General features: G+C 71.1%; 15 protein-coding genes. 11 read left to right on the forward strand and 4 right to left on the reverse strand.

The window, feature by feature from the left end; genetic code table 11:
* The first annotated feature begins 241 nt into the window (after positions 1-241).
* From ACIGA3_RS02090 to ACIGA3_RS02115, 6 genes are all read left to right on the forward strand, one after another.
* Positions 242-613: an ArsC/Spx/MgsR family protein gene (locus ACIGA3_RS02090; protein WP_399709449.1), complete on the forward strand. Its 372-nt coding sequence runs from the start codon at positions 242-244 to the stop codon at positions 611-613.
* Between the two features lie 178 nt (positions 614-791).
* Complete coding sequence (locus tag ACIGA3_RS02095; RefSeq protein WP_399709452.1) at positions 792-1,550, forward strand: hypothetical protein; 759 nt, start codon at positions 792-794, stop codon at positions 1,548-1,550.
* 352 nt (positions 1,551-1,902) lie between these two features.
* Complete coding sequence (glnII, locus tag ACIGA3_RS02100; protein ID WP_399709455.1) at positions 1,903-2,934, forward strand: glutamine synthetase; 1,032 nt, start codon at positions 1,903-1,905, stop codon at positions 2,932-2,934.
* Between the two features lie 419 nt (positions 2,935-3,353).
* Positions 3,354-3,956: a winged helix-turn-helix domain-containing protein gene (locus tag ACIGA3_RS02105; RefSeq protein WP_399709458.1), complete on the forward strand. Its 603-nt coding sequence runs from the start codon at positions 3,354-3,356 to the stop codon at positions 3,954-3,956.
* Between the two features lie 61 nt (positions 3,957-4,017).
* Positions 4,018-5,064 (forward strand): NAD-dependent epimerase/dehydratase family protein, encoded by a 1,047-nt coding sequence (locus tag ACIGA3_RS02110; protein WP_399709461.1) that lies wholly within the window; start codon positions 4,018-4,020, stop codon positions 5,062-5,064.
* Positions 5,065-5,183: 119 nt separating this feature from the next.
* Positions 5,184-6,773 carry a DUF1996 domain-containing protein gene (locus ACIGA3_RS02115; RefSeq protein WP_399709464.1) on the forward strand — a complete coding sequence of 530 codons (1,590 nt, stop codon included), beginning with the start codon at positions 5,184-5,186 and terminating at the stop codon, positions 6,771-6,773.
* A gap of 118 nt (positions 6,774-6,891) precedes the next feature.
* On the opposite strand, the gene ACIGA3_RS02120 is transcribed toward ACIGA3_RS02115, so the two are convergent.
* Positions 6,892-7,308 (reverse strand): hypothetical protein, encoded by a 417-nt coding sequence (locus tag ACIGA3_RS02120; RefSeq protein WP_399709467.1) that lies wholly within the window; start codon positions 7,306-7,308, stop codon positions 6,892-6,894.
* Positions 7,309-7,440: 132 nt separating this feature from the next.
* Here ACIGA3_RS02120 and ACIGA3_RS02125 point away from each other — a divergent pair, with 132 nt between their 5' ends.
* From ACIGA3_RS02125 to ACIGA3_RS02145, 5 genes are all read left to right on the forward strand, one after another.
* Complete coding sequence (locus ACIGA3_RS02125) at positions 7,441-7,947, forward strand: tetratricopeptide repeat protein (RefSeq protein ID WP_399709470.1); 507 nt, start codon at positions 7,441-7,443, stop codon at positions 7,945-7,947.
* 70 nt (positions 7,948-8,017) lie between these two features.
* Entirely contained in the window at positions 8,018-9,940 is a 1,923-nt protein-coding gene (locus ACIGA3_RS02130) for a hypothetical protein (RefSeq protein ID WP_399709472.1), read from the forward strand.
* Between the two features lie 79 nt (positions 9,941-10,019).
* Positions 10,020-10,922: a metal-dependent hydrolase gene (locus ACIGA3_RS02135; protein ID WP_399709475.1), complete on the forward strand. Its 903-nt coding sequence runs from the start codon at positions 10,020-10,022 to the stop codon at positions 10,920-10,922.
* Complete coding sequence (locus ACIGA3_RS02140; RefSeq protein WP_399709478.1) at positions 10,915-11,979, forward strand: PDR/VanB family oxidoreductase; 1,065 nt, start codon at positions 10,915-10,917, stop codon at positions 11,977-11,979. The genes ACIGA3_RS02135 and ACIGA3_RS02140 overlap by 8 nt, the downstream gene beginning before the upstream one ends.
* 68 nt (positions 11,980-12,047) lie before the next feature.
* Positions 12,048-12,737 (forward strand): TetR/AcrR family transcriptional regulator, encoded by a 690-nt coding sequence (locus ACIGA3_RS02145; protein ID WP_399709481.1) that lies wholly within the window; start codon positions 12,048-12,050, stop codon positions 12,735-12,737.
* A gap of 46 nt (positions 12,738-12,783) precedes the next feature.
* Here ACIGA3_RS02145 and pulA read toward each other — a convergent pair whose 3' ends face one another.
* From pulA to ACIGA3_RS02160, 3 genes are all read right to left on the reverse strand, one after another.
* The gene (gene pulA, locus ACIGA3_RS02150) at positions 12,784-18,180 is read right to left on the reverse strand and encodes a pullulanase-type alpha-1,6-glucosidase (protein WP_399709484.1); all 5,397 of its coding nucleotides are present in this window, start codon (positions 18,178-18,180) and stop codon (positions 12,784-12,786) included.
* Between the two features lie 217 nt (positions 18,181-18,397).
* A complete protein-coding gene (locus ACIGA3_RS02155; protein ID WP_399709487.1) occupies positions 18,398-19,774 on the reverse strand; it encodes an alpha-amylase family protein in 1,377 nt (458 codons plus the stop codon).
* 148 nt (positions 19,775-19,922) lie between these two features.
* Positions 19,923-21,611 (reverse strand): alpha-amylase family glycosyl hydrolase, encoded by a 1,689-nt coding sequence (locus ACIGA3_RS02160; RefSeq protein ID WP_399709490.1) that lies wholly within the window; start codon positions 21,609-21,611, stop codon positions 19,923-19,925.
* Positions 21,612-21,642: the final 31 nt, after the last annotated feature.

Below are 21,642 nucleotides of genomic sequence, written 5' to 3' on the forward strand. Positions count from 1 at the left end.
GACAACCTCCTGTGGCGAGCGGAGCACCCACCCGGAAACCCCGGCGAATACTCTCGAACACTGCCCCCAGTCTACCGCCGGGCACTGACAACGGGGAGGGCGCACGGAGTCATCGAACGCGCTGGTGGAGCCGGATATTGACGTGTCGTCACACGAGTCACGCGAGGGGCGCCAGAATTCGAACAAAGCCAACTCTCCGCGCCTCAGGACGACATGCCCGAGCGCCGCGTACCGTACCCCCATGGAGATCTGGATCAACCCGAGCTGTTCCAAGTGCCGTAGTGCGATGGATGTGCTGGATGCCGAGGGGGCCGGGTACACCGTGCGGCGGTATTTGGAGGAGGTGCCGAGTGCGGGGGAGATCCGGGAACTGCTCGGGCGGCTCGGGCTGGAGCCGTGGGACATCACCAGGACCGGGGAGGCCGTTGCCGCCGAGCTGGGGGTCCAGGAGTGGGGGCGGGACGCGAGCTCGCGGGAGCGGTGGATCTCCGCGCTTGCCGAGCATCCCGCGCTGATTCAGCGGCCGATCATCACCGCCGACGACGGGACGGCGCTGGTGGCGCGGTCCGAGGATGCGGTTCGGGATGCTCTGGGGCGGGGTGGCGTCCGGTGACGGGCCGCGTTCGGCTGGGGCCCGCCGTGCGGGAGGAGCTGCGCTTCCTGTTGCCGGTCGAGTGAGCCAACTTCCGTATGACGTAGGTCACTTGCACGACGCGTGTAACCCTTGAGTCACGGCGGCCTGGCCTCCCGTACATAGCGGCGTACGCTCCCCTACCCCCCTGGAGGCGCCGATGTCGCGCAGCAGAAGTCTCGGCACCAAGAAGAAGATCGCGCTGTTCGTCAGCGCTGCCGCGGTGGCGGGCGGTGGGGCCTTCGCCCTGGCGGCCACGTCGAACGCCGCCCAGAGCCCGCAGGACGCCAAGACCCTGTCGTCCGCCGCGGACTCGACCGCGTGCCAGGGGTTCGCCACGGCCCTCGGCAACAACCAGAAGTTCATCGCGGACCAGAAGGCGACCCCGGACGCGCAGTCGTCGGCCCGGATAGCCAACCGTGAGGCGGTCATCGAGCAGATCAAGGTCCAGCAGAAGGCCGCGGGCTGCACCGTTGGGGAGTCGGCTCAGGACTCCCAGGCGGCGCCCGGCGGCCAGCAGGCGGGCGGTCAGCAGGGCAACCAGCAGGGTGCCGGCCAGCAGGCCGGTGGCGGTCAGCAGGCCGGCGGTCAGCAGGCCGGCGGTCAGCAGGCCGGCGGTCAGCAGAGCGCCCCGCCGGCGCAGGGCAACGGCGGTGGCGCCGCCGCCTCCGGCCAGCAGGTCTGCAACGGCTCCACCGTCACGCTCTCCGGCGAGGGCGGCGCCCCGGCCGCGTCCAGCAACCAGTTCCCGGTCGGGACCACGCTGAAGGTCACCAACCTGGACAACAACAAGTCCACGACCGTCAAGGTCGCCTCGGTGTCCGGAAGTTGTGCTCTGCTCAACAACGCGGCCTTCGAGCAGGTCCGGGAGCCGGGCAAGTTCCTGATCCGCCGCGCCGTGATCGAGAAGGTGGGGTGAGGCGCCACGAGGTGAACGGAAACCGGTGAGACGACGGCCCGGACCGGCTTGACGTCGGCTCCGGGCCGCTCCCCCGGTCTCCCCAGCCCCGCACCGACGGGCGGGGTCCAGGAATCGCCGCCTTGCGCACCCACCCGCGCAGGAGGAACAGGCGGCGCCTCCGGACCCCGCCTCCGTCATGCGCGGGCACCGTGAGCCGCACCACAGAACCCCCAGGTAACACGGGGTTCACATTCGGGCAATGATCGGGAAATCGCCTCTTGACAGGCTGCCGGACATATCGACGCGGTGTCCGATGCGCGGCGTCGCGGCACCGCGCGTGCACCCGAACCACCCCGAAGGATGTGTCCCCGTGACCTTCAAGGCCGAGTACATCTGGATCGACGGCACCCAGCCGACGGCCAAGCTCCGTTCCAAGACGAAGATCATCACGGGTGCCCCGGCCGGTCTCGACGCGCTGCCGATCTGGGGCTTCGACGGCTCCTCCACCAACCAGGCCGAGGGTCACGCCTCCGACCGCGTGCTCAAGCCGGTCTTCACCTGTCCGGACCCGATCCGCGGCGGCGACGACATCCTGGTGCTGTGCGAGGTCCTCGACATCGACATGACGCCGCACGTGTCCAACACCCGTGCCGCGCTCGCCGAGGCCGAGGAGCGCTTCGGTGCCCAGGAGCCGATCTTCGGCATCGAGCAGGAGTACACCTTCTTCAAGGGCACGCGCCCGCTCGGCTTCCCCGAGGGCGGCTTCCCCGCCGCGCAGGGCGGCTACTACTGCGGTGTCGGCTCGGACGAGATCTTCGGCCGTGACGTCGTCGAGGCCCACCTGGACAACTGCCTGAAGGCCGGTCTCGGCATCTCCGGCATCAACGCCGAGGTCATGCCCGGCCAGTGGGAGTTCCAGGTCGGCCCGCTCGCCCCGCTGGAGGTCTCCGACCAGCTGTGGGTGGCCCGCTGGCTGCTGTACCGCACCGCCGAGGACTTCGGCGTCTCCGCCACCCTGGACCCCAAGCCGGTCAAGGGCGACTGGAACGGCGCGGGCGCGCACACCAACTTCTCCACCAAGGCGATGCGCGAGGGTTACGACGCGATCATCACCGCGTGCGAGTCGCTCGGCGAGGGCTCCAAGCCGCTGGATCACGTCAAGAACTACGGCGCCGGCATCGACGACCGCCTCACCGGCCTGCACGAGACCGCCCCGTGGAACGAGTACAGCTACGGCGTCTCCGACCGCGGTGCCTCGGTCCGCATCCCGTGGCAGGTCGAGAAGGACGGCAAGGGCTACATCGAGGACCGCCGTCCCAACGCCAACGTCGACCCCTACGTGGTGACCTGCCTGATGGTCGACACCTGCTGTGCCGCGCTGGAGAAGGCCGGCCAGATCTGATCCCACATTCCGAGAAGGGGCGCCCGCCAAGTCGGTGGGCGCCCCTTCGGCATACCCCCGGCCAGCAGCGGGTTTCGGCCAAGAAGGCGTCAAGGAGGCGTCCAAGGGGTGAGAGAAGACTCCTGCCCGGCGCCCGCGTCTGCTTCAATGGGCCCATGGTCGGCTTCCAGAACTGCGTAGCTACGGGTCGTGATGACCTGGAGCCGTTCTGGCCTTCCCGTCAGCACGACGACTTCGACCGAGTGTGTTGCCGCGCGGCGAACGCGCGGGCCCTCTGAGCGCCGTACACCACCGGTCTCACGGACTCCCCGGCCTCCGGCCAGCGCGGAACGACGAACGTCCTCCGGCGCGCGCCCGACCACGAGTCGCGGTCGCCGCCTCGCCCGACGACACTCCTCGCGCGAAAGAGCTGACCTCTCATGGCGACCCACCGTCCTCAGTCCACCGCCACCACCCTCACCGACCGCCCCGCCGCCCCGGCCGCCGGCCCCCGGCACCGGCTGCGCGCCGTCGACCGGGACGAGGAGTGGCACCTGCCCTCCCCCGCCGTCGCGGAGACCGTGGCGGACTTCCTGCCGCCCGGCGCCACCTGGCTGCCCGCCCCGCCGCACACCCTGCCCGACCTGCCCGGCCGGCCCCCGATGGTCGGCTACCTGGTCCTGGTCCCCGCCGACCAGCGGCCCCCCTTCGCCCCGGTGGCCGTCCCCGCCCCGGCCGAGCCCGCCCCCGAGCCGGTGGTGCGGATCGACGCCGTACGCCGGATCGCCCATGTGGACGGCCGTGAACTCGACCTGACCTACCTGGAGTTCGAGCTGCTCGCCCATCTGGTGGCGCACCCGCACCGGGTGCACACCCGCGACCAGCTGGTCACCACGGTGTGGGGGTACGGCCACGTCGGCGACGGCCGTACCGTCGACGTGCACATCGCCCGGCTGCGCCGCAAGCTGGGCGCCCAGCACCGGCACGCCATCCAGACCGTGCGCCGGGTCGGCTACAAGTACACGCCTCCGACCGCCGGTTGAGCCGATCCGCTCTGAGCGGACGCGTGTGCCGCCCGCGTCCGCTCGGGGCACGATCCCCGGCATGAAGCTTCTTGTGCTGGGCGGAACCGAGTTCGTGGGCCGGGCCGTGGTGGAGGCCGCGCTGGAGCGGGGCTGGGAGGTGACCGCGTTCAACCGCGGCAACCGCCAACCCCCGCCGGACGTACGGTCCTTGCACGGTGACCGCACCTCACCCGACGGCCTGGCCGCGCTCACCGCCGACGACACCCACTGGGACGCCGTCGTGGACACCTGGACGGGTGCGCCGAAGACGGTGCTGGAGACGGCCCGCCTGCTGAAGAACCGCGCCGACCGGTACGCGTACATATCCACCCGCTCCGTGTACACCTGGCCCTGGCCCACCCTGGGCGGCCTGGCCGAGGACGGCCCGCTCGTGGAGGGCGCCGCCGACGCGGAGGCCACCGACTACGCGGCGGACAAGCGGGGCGGCGAGCTGGCCGCCCTGGAGACCTTCGGCCCCGACCGCACCTTGCTGGTCCGGGCCGGACTGATCCTCGGCCCTTACGAGAACGTCGGCCGGCTCCCCTACTGGCTGACCCGGATCGCACGCGGCGGCGAGGTCCTGGCACCGGGCCCGCGTGAGCTGCCGATCCAGTACGTCGACGCCCGCGACCTGGCCGACTGGCTGCTGGGCGCGCTCGACAAGGGGCTGAGCGGGCCGTACGACCTGGTGAGCGCGCCCGGTCACACCACCATGGGTGAGCTGCTGGAGCGGTGCCGGGAGGCGACCGGCTCGGCGGCCGAGCTGCGCTGGACCGCCCCGGAGACGATCCTCGCGGCCGGGATCGAGCCGTGGACCGAGCTGCCGGTCTGGACGCCGCCGGACGGCGAGCTGTCCTGTGTGCACCGGGGGGACGTGTCCCGGGCGCTGGCCACCGGGCTGAACTGCCGGCCGGTGGACGAGACGGTCGCCGACACCTGGCGCTGGCTGACCTCGATCGGCGGCCGCGTACCCGAGCGGCCGGGCCGCAAGGCGCCGGGCGTACCCGAGGACAAGGAGGCGGCGGTGCTCAGGACGAATCCCAACTCCCCCAGTTCAGAAGGCATTTCACCCACACAGCCGGGGTAGACCTGGGAAATATTTGTGAGACGGGTGAACACCTCTGGTGCGGCGTGCGTATGGAAGGGCGCCGCTTCACTCCTGTCGGGCGCCTCGAAGCTGCCCCGCAAGGAAGTCAGAGGAGTTCCATGGGACGCAACACACGTAAACGCCGCTCGCCGCTGGCCATCAAGGTCACCGCCGCATCGGCGGCCCTAGCGCTCGGCGGGGGCGGGCTGATCTGGGCGAACTTCTACGCCTCGGCTCACGAGTCGAACAACGACGCGTGGGGAGGCAATCGCACCAAGGCCGCGGCCGCGCAGGTCGCCACGATCTCCTGCCCGGACGTCGGTCAGAAGCTGACCAACGTGCCGGACAAGGCCCGTACCGACGTGGCCGGCGAGCTGTCCAACCTGGACCGCCAGATCACCGAGGCGTACCAGCGCCTGGCGACCACGCGGGACGCGCAGACCCGTGACGCGAGCTTCGTCCAGAACAGCATCCTCCAGCCGCTCAAGGAGCGCCGCCAGAACATCCTGGACCGGATCAAGCTGGAGATCACCCGGGTGGGCGGCACCGCGCCGGGCGATCTGGACACGCTGGCCAACTGCACCGGCACCCCCGCCGACCAGACCAACGCCGGCGGCCAGCAGGGCGGCCAGGACAACGGCGGTCAGCAGCAGGGCGGGGACCAGCAGCAGGGCGGCCAGGACAACGCCGGCCAGCAGCAAGGTGACGGTCAGCAGCAGGGCGGCCAGGACAACGGCGGCCAGCAGCAGGGCGGCGACCAACAGCAGGGCGGCGCCGTCGGCGGCCAGGCCGGCAACGGCCCCGTCGCGGCCGACTTCGTCGACATCACCAAGGCCCAGGCGAACGTGAAGGCGAAGCCGCGCAACGCCCGCAACGCCGCGAAGGGCACCTTCACCACCCGCTGCGGGGTGAACACCAACAAGAACCACAACACCGACAACGTGATCGTGGCGCCCGGTGTGAAGAACGGCGCGCACCACCTGCACGACTACGTCGGCAACCAGAAGATCGACGCCTTCGCGAGCAACGACACGTTCCTCCAGGGCGGCAGCAGCTGCCAGAACAAGAGCGACCTGTCGTCGTACTACTGGCCGGTCGTCCGCGTCCAGGACGGTTCGCAGGACTTCGACCAGAACAACGACGGCGGCGGCAAGGAGGGCAACGTCGGCAAGATCCTGACGCCCGTCCAGGCGCAGATCAAGTACGTCGGCAGCCCCACCGGCAAGGTCGTGGCGATGCCGCAGTTCCTGCGGATCATCACCGGTGACGCCAAGACCACCACCAACGGTCTGGCCAACGCCAACGCGCACTGGAGCTGCACCGGGTTCGAGAACAAGGTCCAGCTCACCGAGCAGTACCCGATCTGCCCGCAGGGCAGCAAGGTCGTGCGCTCCTTCGCCTTCCAGAGCTGCTGGGACGGCCAGAACGCCGACAGCGCCAACCACCGCACCCACGTCGCCTTCGCCGACGCCAATGGCAACTGCCAGAACGGCTTCAAGGCCATTCCGCAGCTGACCATGCGGCTGGTGTACGACATCGCCCCGCCGACCATCGAGAACGGCCAGGTGAAGAACCCCTACGCCGTGGACGGTTTCCCGGAGCAGCTCCACAAGCCCTCCACCGACCACGACGACTTCATCGCCATCACGAAGAACGGTCTCGCCAACAAGATCGCCAACTGCGTGAACCGCGGCCAGAACTGCTCGTGATCACATGCTCGTGATCCTCTGAAGACCCCCCTCCTCGGGGGATCACGACAGAAGGCCGGTGCCGGGAGCTTCCCGTCACCGGCCTTCGCCGTGTGTGCCGCGCCTGCTGTGAACTGGGTCAGCCACTGTGCTTCGCGCCGTGGCCGCTGTGGTCCGTGCCCACCTCGACATCGCCGCCGAGCGTGCCGCGCAGCGCGTTGACCACGCCGTCGTCGCCCACGGCGACCCACTTGCGGCCGACGAGGTAGTGACCGCCGTAGTCCTTCGCGTCGTTGATCCACTCGCGCTGGCCACGGTCGGTGGCGAAGGTGGCGAGGACGAACTTCCCGTCGGCGTTCTTGCACAGCGCCTGGCGGATCTCGTCCGCGTCGGTCTGCATGTCCGGGCGGCACTTCACCTCGGCGGCCAGGCTCTCCAGGCTGCCGGTCGCGGTGGCCGGCACCTTCTCCGTGCCGTTCCCGTCGTCCCCGCCCGCGCCGCAGCCCGCCAGCGTCAGCACCACGGCGCCCACGAGCACCGCGCTGGTCATCCTCATCTGTTCCTCCGGTCCTGGTGGGCCAAGCATCCCGCACTGAGGCCCCTATGGCCCTCCCCACGGATACGGTCACAAGGCGCCCGGCGCTCAAATCCCTTGATCGGCGCCCCGGATGCCTGCCAGGGTGGCCCGATGGACCGAGACTGGGAAGAGCGCGTGGCAGCCGCCTGGGCCGCCTTCGACACCTGGCCCGAGGACGACGCCGCCGGGTTCCGTGCCGTGATCGACAAGCTGGCCGCCGAGCTGCCCGAGGACAGCCCGCTCGCCCTGTTCGAGCGGGCCTGCGCCCTCGACTCCACCGGTCACTCGGCCGACGCGGCCGGGCTGTACCGCGCGGCGCTGGCGGGCGGCCTCGCGGAGGCCGGCCCGTACAAGGCCCGCCGGACGAAGATCCAGCTGGCCAGCTCGCTGAGGAACACCGGACACGCGGCGGAGGGCGTCGAACTGCTCACCCCCGAACTCGACGCTCCTTCCGATGAGTTGGACGACGCGGTACGGGCCTGTCTGGCGCTGTGCCTGTCCAGCCTGGGCCGGGACCGCGAGGGCCTCGCCCTGGTGCTGGGTGCGCTCGCGCCCCATCTCCCGCGCTACCAGCGGTCGATGGCCAACTACGCCCGTGCGCTGACCGATCCGGCGTGAGGCGGTAGGTCACCGTGGCACGTCACCCGTGCGGCGGTGACCTACGGCCGTCTCGCTCGTTCTCCCCGATGTGCAGTCACAGGATGCAGCCCACCGTCACGCACCCGCCTCCTCCCGGACCCAGGACCCGGCCGTCGACGTCGGCCAGGCCGAGGCCGCGCTCGTCGAGCACTACCCGCGGCTGGTCCGGCTCGCCTATCTGGTGCTCCCGCCCACCCTCGGCCGGGGGCGCCGGGTCCTGACCGCACACGCCCTCGCCCAGCGCGCCCTGCCGCGCGGCCGCAAGCAGCGCTCGCTGATCCCGGCCCAGTCGACCGGCCGGGACGGCGACCCCGGCTACTCCTTCGTCCGGCTGCGGGTACTGCGCAGCGCGCTGGAGGCGTCCCGGCCGCGCAAGGGGCTCCCCAAGCTGTCCCAGCTGCCCGCCCCGCTCCCCCAGGTGTGGGGTCTCAGGCTCTTCCCGCGCTCCGGCGGCGCCGACGAACTCGCCCTGGACCAGAGGCTGTCCGCCCTGTCCGGCCCGGCCCGCGCCGCGTACGTCCTGCGCGGTCTGGAGAGGCTGGCGGACGACGACGTACGCAGGACCCTCAAGGCCGCCGGGGTCACCCGTACCGAGTCCGCGCTGGCGGAGGCGAACGGGGTGCCCGCGCAGTACGCGCTGCTCGCCTCCCCCGAGTTCGACGCCTGCTCGCTCCAGGCCCGCCCCACCGATCTGATGCGCCGCCGTCAGCACACCAAGGCGGCGCTGGCCGCGGCCGCCGCGCTCGCGGTGGCCTGCGCGCTGGTCGCGCTGCCCGGCGGCGGCTGGGGCCCGGACGGCGCCGCCGCTCCCGCGTACGCGGAGAACCCGGCCGCGGTGGCCGCACTCGACCCCGGCAGGCTGCAGCGCGTGGCCCCGGCCATGTGGAAGACGTCGGCGCGCACCGACTTCTCCGTCTGGCCCGCGCGCGGCCCGCTCACCGGTGACGAGGGCCTGCTGCGCCGCGCGCTGGCGGTATGGGCCCGCCCCGGCGCCACGGTCCGCGTCTCGGCGACCCCCGGCACCTTCACCGGCGGCCCCGCCGGACCGCCCCAACTGCTGTACGCGGGCGAGGTGGACGCGGCCCGCGTGGTGATCCTCTACGACGGCCTGCGCATCGCCCGCTACGCCGAACCGAGGGACGGCACCGAGGGCGCGGCCCTGGACTTCGCCCGGGTCGACGGCGCGACCGGCGCCGAGGCGGGCGCGCTGGTGCTCGGGCGCTCCGACGGCAACGTGCGCTATCTGACCGCGCCCTGGGTGAAGAAGGCCGCCCAGCGGGACCTGACCAAGCCGGAGTCGGCGCCGAGCGCGCTCACCCTCACCGACGGTGTCACCTCCCCACTGGCCAGCCCGGCGCTGCGGGCGGGCGACTGCACCTCGTGGACCGTGCTCCAGCTGACGGACGGTTCGGGCACCCGGCTCTCCACCGACCTGGGCGAGTTGGTGCCCGCCCACCTCACCGCGGGCCGGCCCGGCTCGACCGGCGAGGTGACGGGGGCCGAAGGGCTGCGGGCCTGGGCGCCGTTCGCCTGCTCGCTGGCGGCGGAGCGGTCGGCCGGGGTGCGCGGGGTGAACGCGTGGGCGTTCGCCGAGCAGCCGCTGCCGGACGCGAGCGGCAACGGGGAATGGGTGTGCACGCGGGCCGAGACCTGGCGCGGCGACGGCACGGCCGCGCTGGCCCAGTTCCGTACGCCGGGCGGGCCGGCCGGGGCGGTCGTCGCCAAGGGCACGGACACCACGGCGTGCGGTCCTCGCGACCCGCATGTGCTGGCCGGGGTGCTGTGGAAGTCCAGCGGCGGCCACTGGTACCTGCTGGCGGCGGGCAGCCGGGACGTGACCTCGATCAGGTCGTCGGGCGGGGTGACCGGCTCCGGGCAGGGGCAGTTGCTGGTGGCGAAGGCGGAGCAGGGCGCCCAGGCCCAGCTGGCGGGCACGCTGGAGGGCGGGCGGAAGATCAGCGGGCTGCGCTGACCCCGCGTTGCTGACAGCCTGCCGAACAAGCCGGTGCACGGGGGTTCTCAGACGGCGTACCCCTCAGTACATTGACACCATGTCTAACAAGCAGGCTCGGCCGGTGCAGGCCGAGCGCATCCCGCTGAAGGCGCGCAAGGTGTCGTTCGCCTGGGAGGACACCCCGCTGCACTGGGTGCCCGGCGACCCGTTCACCACGCACACCATCAATGTGCTGCATCTGCTGCTGCCCGCCGGCGAGCGATGGTTCGTCCATGTGTACAAGCAGGCGCTGCCGCTGATCCGGGACGAGCAACTGCGCGAGGACGTCATCGGGTTCATCGGGCAGGAGGCGATGCACTCCCAGGCCCATGACGAGGTGCTGCCGCATCTGCGAGACCAGGGACTCGACCCGACGCCGTACACCGCGCAGGTCGACTGGTTCTTCGAGAAGCTGCTCGGGGACCGCACTCTGCCGCCCGGCCGGGCGCGCCGCTGGTGGCTGCTGGAGCGGATCGCGCTGATCGCGGCGATCGAGCACTACACCGCGTTCCTCGGCGACTGGGTGCTCAACGCCGCCGAGCTGGACCGGCGGGGCGCCGATCCGACCATGCTGGACCTGCTGCGCTGGCACGGCGCGGAGGAGGTCGAGCACCGCTCGGTCGCCTTCGACCTGTTCGTGCACGTGGACGGCGACTACCGGCGCCGGGTGCGGACCTGGGCGCTGGCGTTCGGGGCGCTGATGTTCCTGTGGCAGCGCGGGGCCCGCTTCTTCATGGAGCACGACCCGACGCTGGTGGACGGCAAGGCGTCGTTCCGGGAGTTCTACGCGAGCGGGCGCCGGGGCACGCTGCCCGCCACGGGCGCCCTGCTGAAGTCCATCCCGCGCTATCTCGGCCGGGCCTACCACCCGTCCCAGGAGGGCTCGACCGCGCAGGCGGTCGCCTATCTGGCCTCGTCCCCGGCGGCGCTGGCCGCGGAGAAGGCGGAGCACGATGCCTGAGCAGACCACCAGGTCCGTCGCGACCGCCGCGCTCCTCGTGGGCGCCGGGCTGCTGACCCGCCGGGCCCTGCGCCGCCGGGTCAGGAAGTCGCCGCTGTGGCCGCTGCCCACGCTGGACCCGCCGATCTCCGGGCGCCCCCGCTCACGGGCGCTGCGGCTGCTGCTGACCGGGCACGAGCGGATCGCGGACGGGGTGGTGCGGCTCCGTCTGGAGGGCACCGCCCTGCCCGCCTGGGAGCCGGGCGCGCATCTGGACCTGGTGCTGCCCTCGGGGCTGGTGCGCCAGTACTCGCTGTGCGGGGACCCGGCTGACTCCTCCGCGTACGAGGTCGCTGCGCGGCTGGTGGCGGACGGGCGGGGCGGCTCGCGGGAGGTGCACGAGCAGCTCACCGAGGGGATGGAGCTGGAGGTGCGCGGCCCGCGCAACCGCTTCCCGCTGGTGGAGGCGCCCGCGTACGTGTTCGTGGCCGGCGGCATCGGCATCACCCCCGTCCTGCCGATGCTGCGGGCCCTGCCGGGGGGCGCGGACGTGCGGCTGCTGTACTGCGGGCGTACGCGGGCCTCGATGCCGTTCCTGAAGGAGGCGGCGGAGCTGGTCGGGGACGGGTGCACGGTGGTGGCCGAGGACGAGGACGGGCGCCCCGACCTCACCGCGCCGCTGACCGGTCTCCCCGAGGGCGCGGCCGTGTACTGCTGCGGTCCGGAGGGGCTGATGGCGGCGGTGGAGGCGGCGCTGCCCGAGGGGGCCGCCCTGCACCTGGAGCGGTTCGCGCCGCGTACGGCGGTCGGCGCCGACACCGAGTTCGAGGTGGAACTGCGGCGCAGCGGGCGGACGTTGACCGTCCCTGCCGACTCGACGGTGCTGGCGGCGGTGCGCCGGGAGCTGCCGGACACCCTCTACTCCTGCGAGCAGGGGTTCTGCGGGACCTGTCAGCAGCGGGTGCTGGAGGGCGAGGTGGACCACCGGGACGAGCTGCTGACGGACGGGGAGCGCGACGACTCGATGCTGATCTGCGTGTCCCGTGCCAGAGGCGAGCGGCTCGTACTCGACATGTGAGCGCGGGGAGCCCGGCCGGGCGGAACCGGATCGTCCAAGTGTCGTTGCCGGTCGGTAAGGTTGAACCCATGGGTACCGGGGTTCGCCGCAGGATGGGCGTCGAGGAGCGGCGGCAGCAGCTGATCAAGGTCGCGCTCGACCTGTTCAGCCGGCGCTCGCCCGACGAGGTCTCGATCGACGAGATAGCGTCGGCGGCGGGCATCTCCCGCCCGCTGGTCTACCACTACTTCCCCGGCAAACTCAGCCTGTACGAGGCGGCGTTGACGCGGGCCGCGGAGGATCTGGCGGGCCGCTTCGAGGAGCCGCAGGAGGGGCCGCTCGGGGCCAGGCTGCTGCGGGTGATGGGCCGCTTCTTCGACTTCGTGGACGATCACGGGCCGGGTTTCTCGGCGCTGATGCGCGGCGGTCCGGCGGTCGGTTCCTCGGCCACCAACGCCCTCATCGACTCCGTACGGCAGGCCGCCTACGAGCAGATCCTGTCCCATCTGGGGCTCACGGAGGCGCCCGCGCGCCTGGAGCTGGTGGTGCGCTCGTGGATCTCGCTGGTCGAGTCGACGGCGCTGATCTGGCTGGACGGCCGGCGGGTGCCGCGCGAGGAGCTGGAACGCCAGCTGGTGCACGACTTCGCCGTCCTGGCCGCCGTCAGCGCCGCCTACGACCCGGAGATGGCCGCCGTGGTGCGGACCTTCGTGCGGAACGAGCCGGGTGACGGACCCTTCGCGGATCTCGCCACCCGGCTCATCTCTCTGGCCTCCTGACCGGGGCCTCCTGACCGGGGCCTCCTGACCGGGGCCTCCTGACCGGCTACCGCGTGAACACCGCCACGGTCCGCGCCGGGACCGTGAAGGTGCCCGAACCGGCCGTGTACGAGGCGGACTTGACCACCTCGTCGGTGCCGGACGCCTGCACCGGGTGCAGCCGGTAGTCCGTCCCGGCGAGGGCGGCCACCCGCTGGTCCTGCCGCTCGGGCGTGGCGTTGAAGACCACGACCAGGTCACCGAGCCGCATGGTGATCACGCCGGGGGTCTCGTCCTTGCCGGAGAGCGGGAAGGAGAGCCGGTCCTGCACCTGTGCGGTGGTGCCGAGGGAGAAGGCGTCCTCGGTGGTGCGGATGCGCAGCAGGTCACGGTAGGCGGCCGAAGCGCCGGTGATCTGCGGGCAGCCGACCTTGACCGTGCTCAACAGGGGCTTGGCGTACGACCACTTGGACTCGTTGTCGGCCGCCGGGGGCAGCCCGCGTCCGAAGCCGTTGCCGTCCGCGCAGTCCCAGTGGATGGCGTTGAACCAGTCGCCGCTGTCGAAGGAGTTGCGGTCCAGCGACTTGGATCGCAGCAGGTCGGTGCCCGCCTGGGAGAGGGCCGGCCCCTGGGAGAGCGCGGCCGTGGCCATCGCCAGCACCTGCATCCGGGCCCGGTCGGCCGCCGGGGTGCCCTGGGGCAGCTTGAAGGTGAGGGCGTCGAACAGCGACTCGTTGTCGTGGGCGTCCGCGTAGGCGAGGGCGTCGCCGGGGGCGGCCGCGTATCCGGCGGGTGAGCCGTTGTAGTCGACCCCGGCGCCGGTGACGTCCTTGCCGTCGTTGTCGGTGAAGCGGTATCCGGCGAGGTTGCCGGTGAGGCCGACCTTGATCAGGTCCTGGTAGTGCAGCAGCCGGGCCTTCTGCTCGGCCGGAGTGCCGTTGGCGGTCGAGGAGTTGGGGTCGGTGAACAGGCCGGAGGCGAAGCCCTGGACGCCGGGGTCCTCGTCGAAGGGTCCGCCGCCGCGCACGGCGTCACGGGCCCGGTCGGAGAAGGTGGCGATGCCGGTCCCGGCCATGTTCTTCTGCGTGGCCTGGACGAACCGGGCGTCGTCGGCGACCTCGCCGAAGTTCCAGCCCTCCCCGTACAGGATGATCTTCCTTCCGTCGACGCCGTCCTTGGCCACGGTCAGCGCGTCCAGCGCCTTGCGGACGGCAAGGATGTTGGCCTTGGGGTGGTGGCCCATGAGGTCGAAGCGGAAGCCGTCGACCTTGTACTCCTTGGCCCAGGTGACGAGGGAGTCCACTACGAGCTTGCCCATCATGGCGTTCTCGGTCGCGGTGTTGGCACAGCAGGTGGAGTTGGCCACGCTGCCGTCGGCTAGCAGCCGCTGGTAGTAGCCGGGCACGATCCGGTCGAGCACCGAGGTGTCCGCCTGCCCACTGGCCGCCGTGTGGTTGTAGACCACGTCCATGACGACCCGGAGCCCGTCCTGGTTGAGCGCCTGCACCATCTTCCGGAACTGCACGGTACGGGCGGTACCGTCGGGGTCGGTGGCGTACGAGCCCTCGGGGACCGTGTAGTGGAACGGGTCGTACCCCCAGTTGTAGGCGTCCTTCGCGGCGCTCTTCGCCACGCACTCCTGCTGCTTGCCGGAGTCGGCCGGGAAGGAGGCCAGGTCGCAGTCCGGGGTGGCCTGGTCGGCCTTCTTCTCGGGGATGGTGGCGATGTCGAACGCGGGCAGCAGGTGCACGTAGGAGGTGCCGGCCTCGGCCAGCTCGCGCAGGTGCTTCGAGCCGTCGCTGTCCTTGTCGGTGAAGGCCAGGTAGGTGCCCTGGTCCCCCGCCGGGACGGTCTTGTCGGCCACCGAGAAGTCGCGGATGTGCAGCTCCTGGATCTGCGCGTCCTTCAGCGGCACCGCCGCGGGCTTGGTGAGCCCGGCCCAGCCCTCGGGGGCGAGGGCTCGGTCGGCGAGGTCGACGACGAGGCTGCGCTGGGAGTCCGCCGTCAGAGCGACCGAGTAGGGGTCGGTGACGGAGTTGGTGACGACCTTGCGGACGCTGGGCGCCCACACCTTGACCACGTACCGGTAGGGCTTGCCCTTCCAGGACGCGGGTCCGGTGACCGACCAGACGCCGGTGGCCGCGTCACGGCTCATCGGCACGGCCTGGCCGTCCAGGTCGAGATGGACGGCCTGCGCGGTGGGCGCCCACACGGAGAGGGTGGGCTTCCCGGCGTGGAAGACCGGTCCGAGACCGCTCTTCGTGGCGTCCGCGTACACGTCGTCCAGCACCCCGGCGATCTGTACGCCGGTCGCGGCCGGCACAGCACCGTTGGCCGACCGCTGGGAGGCGACGAGCTGGCCGGTGAGGGCCTCGCGCACCCGGTCGCGGTCACGGGGGTCGACGGTCCAGGCGGTGTAGTCCTTCAGGTGCGGGAACTTCGCCTTCTGGGCGTCACTGAGCGTGCCCTTCTCCAGCCGCAGCCAGCGCTCGTCGTCGCTGGTCAGCGCGCCGTCCTTGACGGTGATCGAGCCGTCCCGGGAGTACAGGAGCTGGGTGGAGGCGGCGCCCTCGGCGCCGTTCCAGGCGAGGGTGTCCCGGTCGATCCAGACCGCCTTGGCGGTGGTCAGGTCGAGCGCGGCCGCGCTGCCCTTCGGCTGCGGGAGCAGGTACTTCTCCTGCCCGCTCAACAGCCACACCTCGTGGCCATTCGCCTTGAGGTCGAGGGACTGGTCGGTGGGCAGGTCCTTCTCGTCGCCCTTGTGGAGGATGTAGCTGAGACTGGTGGCACCCTCGGTGAGCGGTACCTCGTAGACCGCGCCATAGGCGTCAGTCTTCACCGGCTGAAGGGGCTTCGACCAGTCGGTGGGGTTCGCGGCACCGGTCCAGGTGTGCAGGCCCCAGCCGTCGTAGTCGCCATCGGCGCGGTGGTAGTGGAGCACGGCCTTGCCCTGGTCCTGGGCCGGGTAGTCGGGGCGCTCGGTCAGCACCTCGGGCTTGCCCTGTTCGAGCCAGACCTCACCCGTCTTCGTGACGTCGATGCTCCGGTCGGCCGAGACGTCCTTGTCGCCGTTCTTGTCGATGACGAGGAAGCCGACGTTCGAGGCGCCCGGCTTGAGCTTGACGTAGGCGAAGGCGCCGTAGGCGTCGCGGCCGGTGAAGGGGTGGCTGGCCGGCCACTCGGTGGCCTCGCCGTCCGCGAGGTCGCCCCAGGCGTACAGGCCCCAGTTCGCGTAGTCGCCGTCGGCGCGCTTGTAGTGCACCACCGCGTAATCGCGGGAGGCGGCGGCAGGGGTCTCGGGGGCGGGCGGGGTGCCGGTCGTCGAAGTCGCCAGCGCGCTCGCGGTACGCCCCGCGGAGTCGATCACCACGGCCTTGTAGCGCAGTGCGGTGCCTGCCGGTACGTCCTTGCCGACGTGCTGGGTGACCTTGTACGGGGCGTGGTCCGCCGAACCCAGCTTCTTCCAGGGCCCGTTGCCGACCTGCGCGGCGAAGACGACCCGGTTGAGCCGGCCGCCGGTCACCTCCGCGCCGACCTCCACCGTGCCGGTGGCTCCGGCGGCCGGGGCGGTCAGGGTGAGCGCCGGCTTGGTGGCGGGGGCGGCGGGGCGGCCGGTGGCCCGGTAGACGACGGCGGTACCGGCCGGGACGGTGAGGGTGAGCCTCTGCCCGGAGTCCGTGCGCACGGTGCGCTCGGTGCCGTAGATCCCCCGGTAGGCCATGCCCGCCGAGCCGGTGGTGAAGGTGGCGCGCTTGGCCTCGGCGGCGTTGTTGAGGGCGACGACGTACTCGGCGCCGGTGCGCGCGTCGGTGCGGGTGAAGGCATAGACACCGGCGCCGTCGGCCGCGTAGCGCTCGGTCTGCACGCCGTCCGTCAGGGCCGGGTTGGCCTTGCGGAGCCCCGCGAGGGCCGCGATGTCCTGGTAGAGCGGGGCCTTGGTGTCGTAGGCGTCGCGGGCGTGGGTGCGGGCGGTGCCGATCTCGTCGTCGTCCAGGTAGTCGGCGACCTTGGAGGCGAACATGGTCTGGCGGGCGTCCTTGTCGCCGCCGGAGCCGGTGAAGCCCTGCTCGTCGCCGTAGTAGACGACCGGGTTGCCCCGGCCGAGGAACATCAGCTGGTTGGCGAGGCGGTCCTTGCGCAGGATCTCGGCGTCGGACGCCTTCGGGTTGTCCTGCTTCAGGAAGTACCCGATGCGGCCCATGTCGTGGTTGCCGAGGAAGGTGACCTGCTCGTAGGCGTTGGCCTTGTCGGTCGTGTACTTGTAGTCGTCCCCGAAGACCCCGGCCAGCTTCTTCGCGCTGCCGCCCTGGGAGGCGTAGGCGCGGGCGGCGTCCTGGAAGGGGAAGTCGAGGGTGGCGTCCAGGCGGCCCTGGGTGACGTACGGGGAGGTCACCGAGGTGTCGGCGGAGTAGACCTCACCGAACATGAAGAAGTTCTTCCGCCCGTGCGCGGCCGCGTACTTGTCGAGCGCGGTGGCCCACTGGGTCCAGAAGTCCATGTTCACGTGCTTGACGGTGTCGATGCGGAAGCCGTCGATGGCGAAGTCCCGCACCCAGCGCTGATAGATCTTCTCCATGCCGCTGACCACCTCGGGACGCTCGGTCCACAGGTCGTCCAGGCCGGAGAAGTCGCCGTACTCGGCGGACTCGCCCGCGAAGGTGGAGTCGCCCCGGTTGTGGTACATCGACGGGTCGTTGAGCCAGGCCGGGACCTTGCTCGCGCTGCGCGCCTTCGGGGTGCGGGGGAAGGAGGAGGCGTCCACGGCCGGGAACTTCCGGCGCCCGTCCGCGTAGTCGGAGTCGTCGAAGGGGCGGCCGTCCTTGGTCAGGTACGGGAAGGCGCCCTTGGAGAGGTAGTCGTAGGACTTCTCCTCGTAGTCGACGACGTCGGCGGTGTGGTTGGTGATGACGTCGAAGAAGACCTTCATGCCCTTGGCGTGCGCCTTGGCGATCAGGCCCTTCAGGTCGGCGTTGGTGCCGAAGTGCGGGTCGACCTGGGTGAAGTCGGTGATCCAGTAGCCGTGGTAGCCGGCCGACGCGTCGGCGCCGGTGCCCTGCACGGGACGGTTCTTGAAGATCGGGGCGAGCCAGATGGCCGTCGTGCCGAGGCCCTTGATGTAGTCGAGCCGCTGGGTCAGGCCCTTGAGGTCACCGCCCTGGTAGAAGCCCTTGTCGGTGGGGTCGTAGCCGGTGCTCAGCCGCGAACCGGTCAGTCCGCCGCGGTCGTTGGAGCGGTCGCCGTTGGCGAAACGATCCGGCATGACGAAGTAGAACTGCTCGCGCGTGTCGTCGTGCCGGGCCGGCTGGGCGGCCAGGGCCGCGTCCGACGGGGGTGCGGGCGGGGCGTCCGCGTGCGCCGCCAGCGGCGGTACCAGGGCGGCGGCGAGGGCCACGGCGACGACGGCCGCCGCTCTCCTCCGGAAGGGGGTGCGGCGCGACCAGCGCGCCTGCCAACTCGGTCTCACGGGCACAGACTCCTTGCGCTCACGGCTCGGTGGGTCCGGCCCCTGGACACGGCTTCGTTGCCGGACGCCGCGCGACCGTACCGCCGTCGCAAGCCTTGCTGCAAGACTCTTGAAACCCGAAGAAAGAAATTTCATCCCTGAACGAAGGACGAACCGCCCGTATACGACGGGCGGTTCACCGATGAAGCGTTCAAGGGGCCTGAAGAGCCGCCCGCGTTCAGCAGCTGGACTTGCCCGCGTACAGCGCGAGCGCGGTGTTGGCCCCGAGCGTGGCCGTGAACTGACCACTGAAGTTGACCGTCACGCTCGTGTTGTTCTGCACGTTGCAGTACGTGCCCGCCGCCAGCGAGGTCTGGTAGGTGCGGGACAGCGACGAGGACTCGTGGTTGATGGCCACGAAGCCCTTGCTGCCGCGCCCGAACGCGATGGCGTCGTTGCCGTTGTCCCACCAGTTGGTGACGGCCTGGCCCCGGGTGGCGTTGCGGAAGGCGACCATGGACTTGATCTCCGGCCAGGCGTGCTGGCACTTCCAGCCGTCCTGCCAACAGGCGTTGACCTTGCCCCCGTTGGGCGGGCCCGCGTCCGCGTCCGACCACTCGTAGCCGGAGTTGATGTCCGGGCTGCCGTACGGATAGGCCAGCATGAAGACGTTGGCCAGCGTGTAGTTGGCGCCGTCCTTGTAGTTGAGGGTGCTGCCGTTGCGCTCGGTGTCGTGGTTGTCGACGAAGACCCCGGCGACCGAGCTGCTCATGTACCCCCAGCCCTCGCCGTAGTTCTTCAGGTAGGCGAGGTTCTCGCTGTTGAACACCCGCTTGAGGTCGTAGGCGTAGCGGAACTCCTGGACGTCGCCGTTGCCCGTGTACTCGGTGGGCTGGACGGCCTCGCCCGCACCGTAGATGACCTCCTGCTTCCAGTACACCGACGGGTTGGTCAGCCGGGACTTGATGTTGGCGAGGTCGGCCTTGTCGATGTGCTTGGCCGCGTCGACGCGGAAGCCGTCCACGCCGAGTGTGAGCAGGTCGTTCATGTACCCGGCGATGGCCTTGCGGACGTACTCCTCACCGGTGTCCAGGTCGGCCAGGCCCACCAGTTCGCAGTGCTGGACGTTCCAGCGGTCCTGGTAGTTGCTGACCTGCGAGGTGCAGTCGTCGAAGTCGGGGGACGAGTACAGGCCGGGGTAGTTGTACTTGGTGTACGACGAGCCACCGGTACCGGTGCCGCTGCCCGCGGCCATGTGGTTGATCACGGTGTCGGTGACGACCTTGACCCCGGCCGAGTGACACGTGTCGACCATGCTCTTGAAGGCCGCGCGGTCACCGAGCCGGCCGGCGATCTTGTACGAGACGGGCTGGTACGAGGTCCACCACTGGGAGCCCTGTATGTGCTCGGCGGGCGGGGAGACCTGCACATAGCCGTAGCCGGCGGGGCCGAGGGTGGTGGTGCACTCGCGGGCCACGGAGGCGAAGTTCCACTCGAAGAGGACGGCGGTGACGTCCTTGGTGCCGGGCGGAGCGGCCTGTGCGGTAGTCGGGTACATGCCAATCGTGGCCGCTGTCGCGAGGGCGAGCGCCACGGTGAGGGTTCTGCGTGCCATGTGGGGGTTCCTTCGTCGTTGAAGGCATGAAGCGGCTTGCTGAAATGTTTCAGCAAACTTGCGGTGACGCAGATGTTAAAGGCCCGCCACCTGAAAAGGCAGCGGGCCGTGGGAAGTTGATGCAAGAACTTTCAGTGAGCGACGGCCCTCAGACCGTGGCCGTGGTCCACCAGACCGTGGTGTCGGCCGGGATCTCCGCCCCGGCGGCGCTCTCGGTGATCTCCCCGCTGGCGAGCAGCACCCGCCCGTGCGCCGGGACGGTGACCGGCTCGCCGGTGGTGTTGGCGACGCAGGTGAACTCCCCGCGCCGGAAGGCGAGTACGCCCTCGGGGGCGGGCAGCCACTCGACGGCCGGGCCCGCGCCGAGCGAGGGCTGCTCGCGCCGGGCGGCGAGCGCGGCCCGGTACAGCTCCAGCGTCGAGCCGGGCACGCCGGTCTGCGCCTCCACGCTCAGCTCGCCCCAGCCCGCCGGCTGCGGCAGCCAGCTGCCTCCGCCGCCGAAGCCGTACGAGGAGCCCTCGACGGTCCAGGGGATCGGCACCCGGCAGCCGTCGCGGAAGCCGTCCTGGCCCTCGCCCCGGAAGTAGGCGGGGTCCTGGCGCACCTCGTCGGGCAGGTCGACCACGTCGGGCAGGCCCAGTTCCTCGCCCTGGTAGAGGTAGGCGGAGCCGGGCAGCGCCAGCATCAGCAGGGTGGCGGCGCGGGCCCGGCGCAGGCCGAGGGCGCGGTCCCCGGCGGTGCGGATCTGGGTGCCGAGGCCGGGCGGGTTGGCGAAGCGGGTGGCGTGCCGGGTGACGTCGTGGTTGGAGAGCACCCAGGTGGCCGGGGCGTCGACCGGGCGCATCGCGGCGAGCGTGCGGTCGATGACCTCGCGCAGCTGGTCCGCGTCCCAGTCGGTGCCGAGGTACTGGAAGTTGAACGCCTGGTGCAGCTCGTCGGGGCGGACGTAGTTGGCGGTCCGCTCGATGGTCGGCGTCCATGCCTCGGCGACGAAGATGCGCTCGCCCGCGTACTCGTCCAGCACGGTGCGCCACTGGCGGTAGACCTCGTGGACGCCCTCCTGGTCGAAGAACGGCATCACGTCGTTGCCGAGCAGCTTGAGCTGGTCGTGGGCGCCGAGGTCGGGCAGGCCGTCGGCCTTGATCAGGCCGTGCGCCACGTCGATGCGGAAGCCGTCGACGCCCATGTCCAGCCAGAACCGCAGGATGGACCGGAACTCGTCGCCCACGGCCGGGTGGTTCCAGTTGAAGTCGGGCTGCTCGGACGCGAAGAGATGCAGGTACCACTCCCCGGGCGTGCCGTCGGGCTCGGTGACCCGTGTCCAGGCCGGGCCGCCGAAGATGGACTCCCAGTCGTTGGGCGGGAGTTCGCCGTTCTTCCCCTTGCCGGGGCGGAAGTGGTAGCGCTCGCGCAGCGGCGAGCCGGGGCCCTCCGCAAGGGCCCGCTTGAACCACTCGTGCTGGTCGGAGGAGTGGTTGGGTACGAGGTCCACGATGATCCGCAGGGACAGCTCATGGGCGTCGCGGATCAGCGAGTCGGCGTCCAGCAGGTTGCCGAACATGGGGTCGACGGCGCGGTAGTCGGCCACGTCGTAGCCGGCGTCGGCCTGCGGGGAGGCGTAGAACGGGCTGAGCCAGACGGCGTCCACGCCGAGGTCGCGCAGGTAGGGCAGTCTGGCCCGCACACCGGCCAGGTCGCCCATGCCGTCGCCGTTGCTGTCGGCGAAGCTGCGCGGATAGACCTGGTAGATCACCGCGCCGCGCCACCAGTCGCGGTGCTGGGCGGCGGGGGCGACGGCGGTTTCGTCGGCCGGGGCTGCGAGGGGCTGCTGGCTCATGGCGTCCTTGGTGCGTGACGAGGTTCGGTTC

The organism is Streptomyces sp. NPDC085596 (genome assembly GCF_044541565.1).
In the GTDB taxonomy this organism is placed as follows: domain Bacteria; phylum Actinomycetota; class Actinomycetes; order Streptomycetales; family Streptomycetaceae; genus Streptomyces.

Bases quoted from the DNA above. Each gene is read 5' to 3' on its own strand.
- ACIGA3_RS02090 (WP_399709449.1), top strand. From the start codon at position 242: ATGGAGATCTGGATCAACCCGAGCTGTTCCAAGTGCCGTAGTGCGATG.
- ACIGA3_RS02095 (WP_399709452.1), top strand. From the start codon at position 792: ATGTCGCGCAGCAGAAGTCTCGGCACCAAGAAGAAGATCGCGCTGTTC.
- ACIGA3_RS02105 (WP_399709458.1), top strand. From the start codon at position 3,354: ATGGCGACCCACCGTCCTCAGTCCACCGCCACCACCCTCACCGACCGC.
- ACIGA3_RS02110 (WP_399709461.1), top strand. From the start codon at position 4,018: ATGAAGCTTCTTGTGCTGGGCGGAACCGAGTTCGTGGGCCGGGCCGTG.
- ACIGA3_RS02115 (WP_399709464.1), top strand. From the start codon at position 5,184: ATGGGACGCAACACACGTAAACGCCGCTCGCCGCTGGCCATCAAGGTC.
- ACIGA3_RS02120 (WP_399709467.1), bottom strand. From the start codon at position 7,308: ATGAGGATGACCAGCGCGGTGCTCGTGGGCGCCGTGGTGCTGACGCTG.
- ACIGA3_RS02125 (WP_399709470.1), top strand. From the start codon at position 7,441: ATGGACCGAGACTGGGAAGAGCGCGTGGCAGCCGCCTGGGCCGCCTTC.
- ACIGA3_RS02135 (WP_399709475.1), top strand. From the start codon at position 10,020: ATGTCTAACAAGCAGGCTCGGCCGGTGCAGGCCGAGCGCATCCCGCTG.
- ACIGA3_RS02140 (WP_399709478.1), top strand. From the start codon at position 10,915: ATGCCTGAGCAGACCACCAGGTCCGTCGCGACCGCCGCGCTCCTCGTG.
- ACIGA3_RS02145 (WP_399709481.1), top strand. From the start codon at position 12,048: ATGGGTACCGGGGTTCGCCGCAGGATGGGCGTCGAGGAGCGGCGGCAG.
- ACIGA3_RS02155 (WP_399709487.1), bottom strand. From the start codon at position 19,774: ATGGCACGCAGAACCCTCACCGTGGCGCTCGCCCTCGCGACAGCGGCC.
- ACIGA3_RS02160 (WP_399709490.1), bottom strand. From the start codon at position 21,611: ATGAGCCAGCAGCCCCTCGCAGCCCCGGCCGACGAAACCGCCGTCGCC.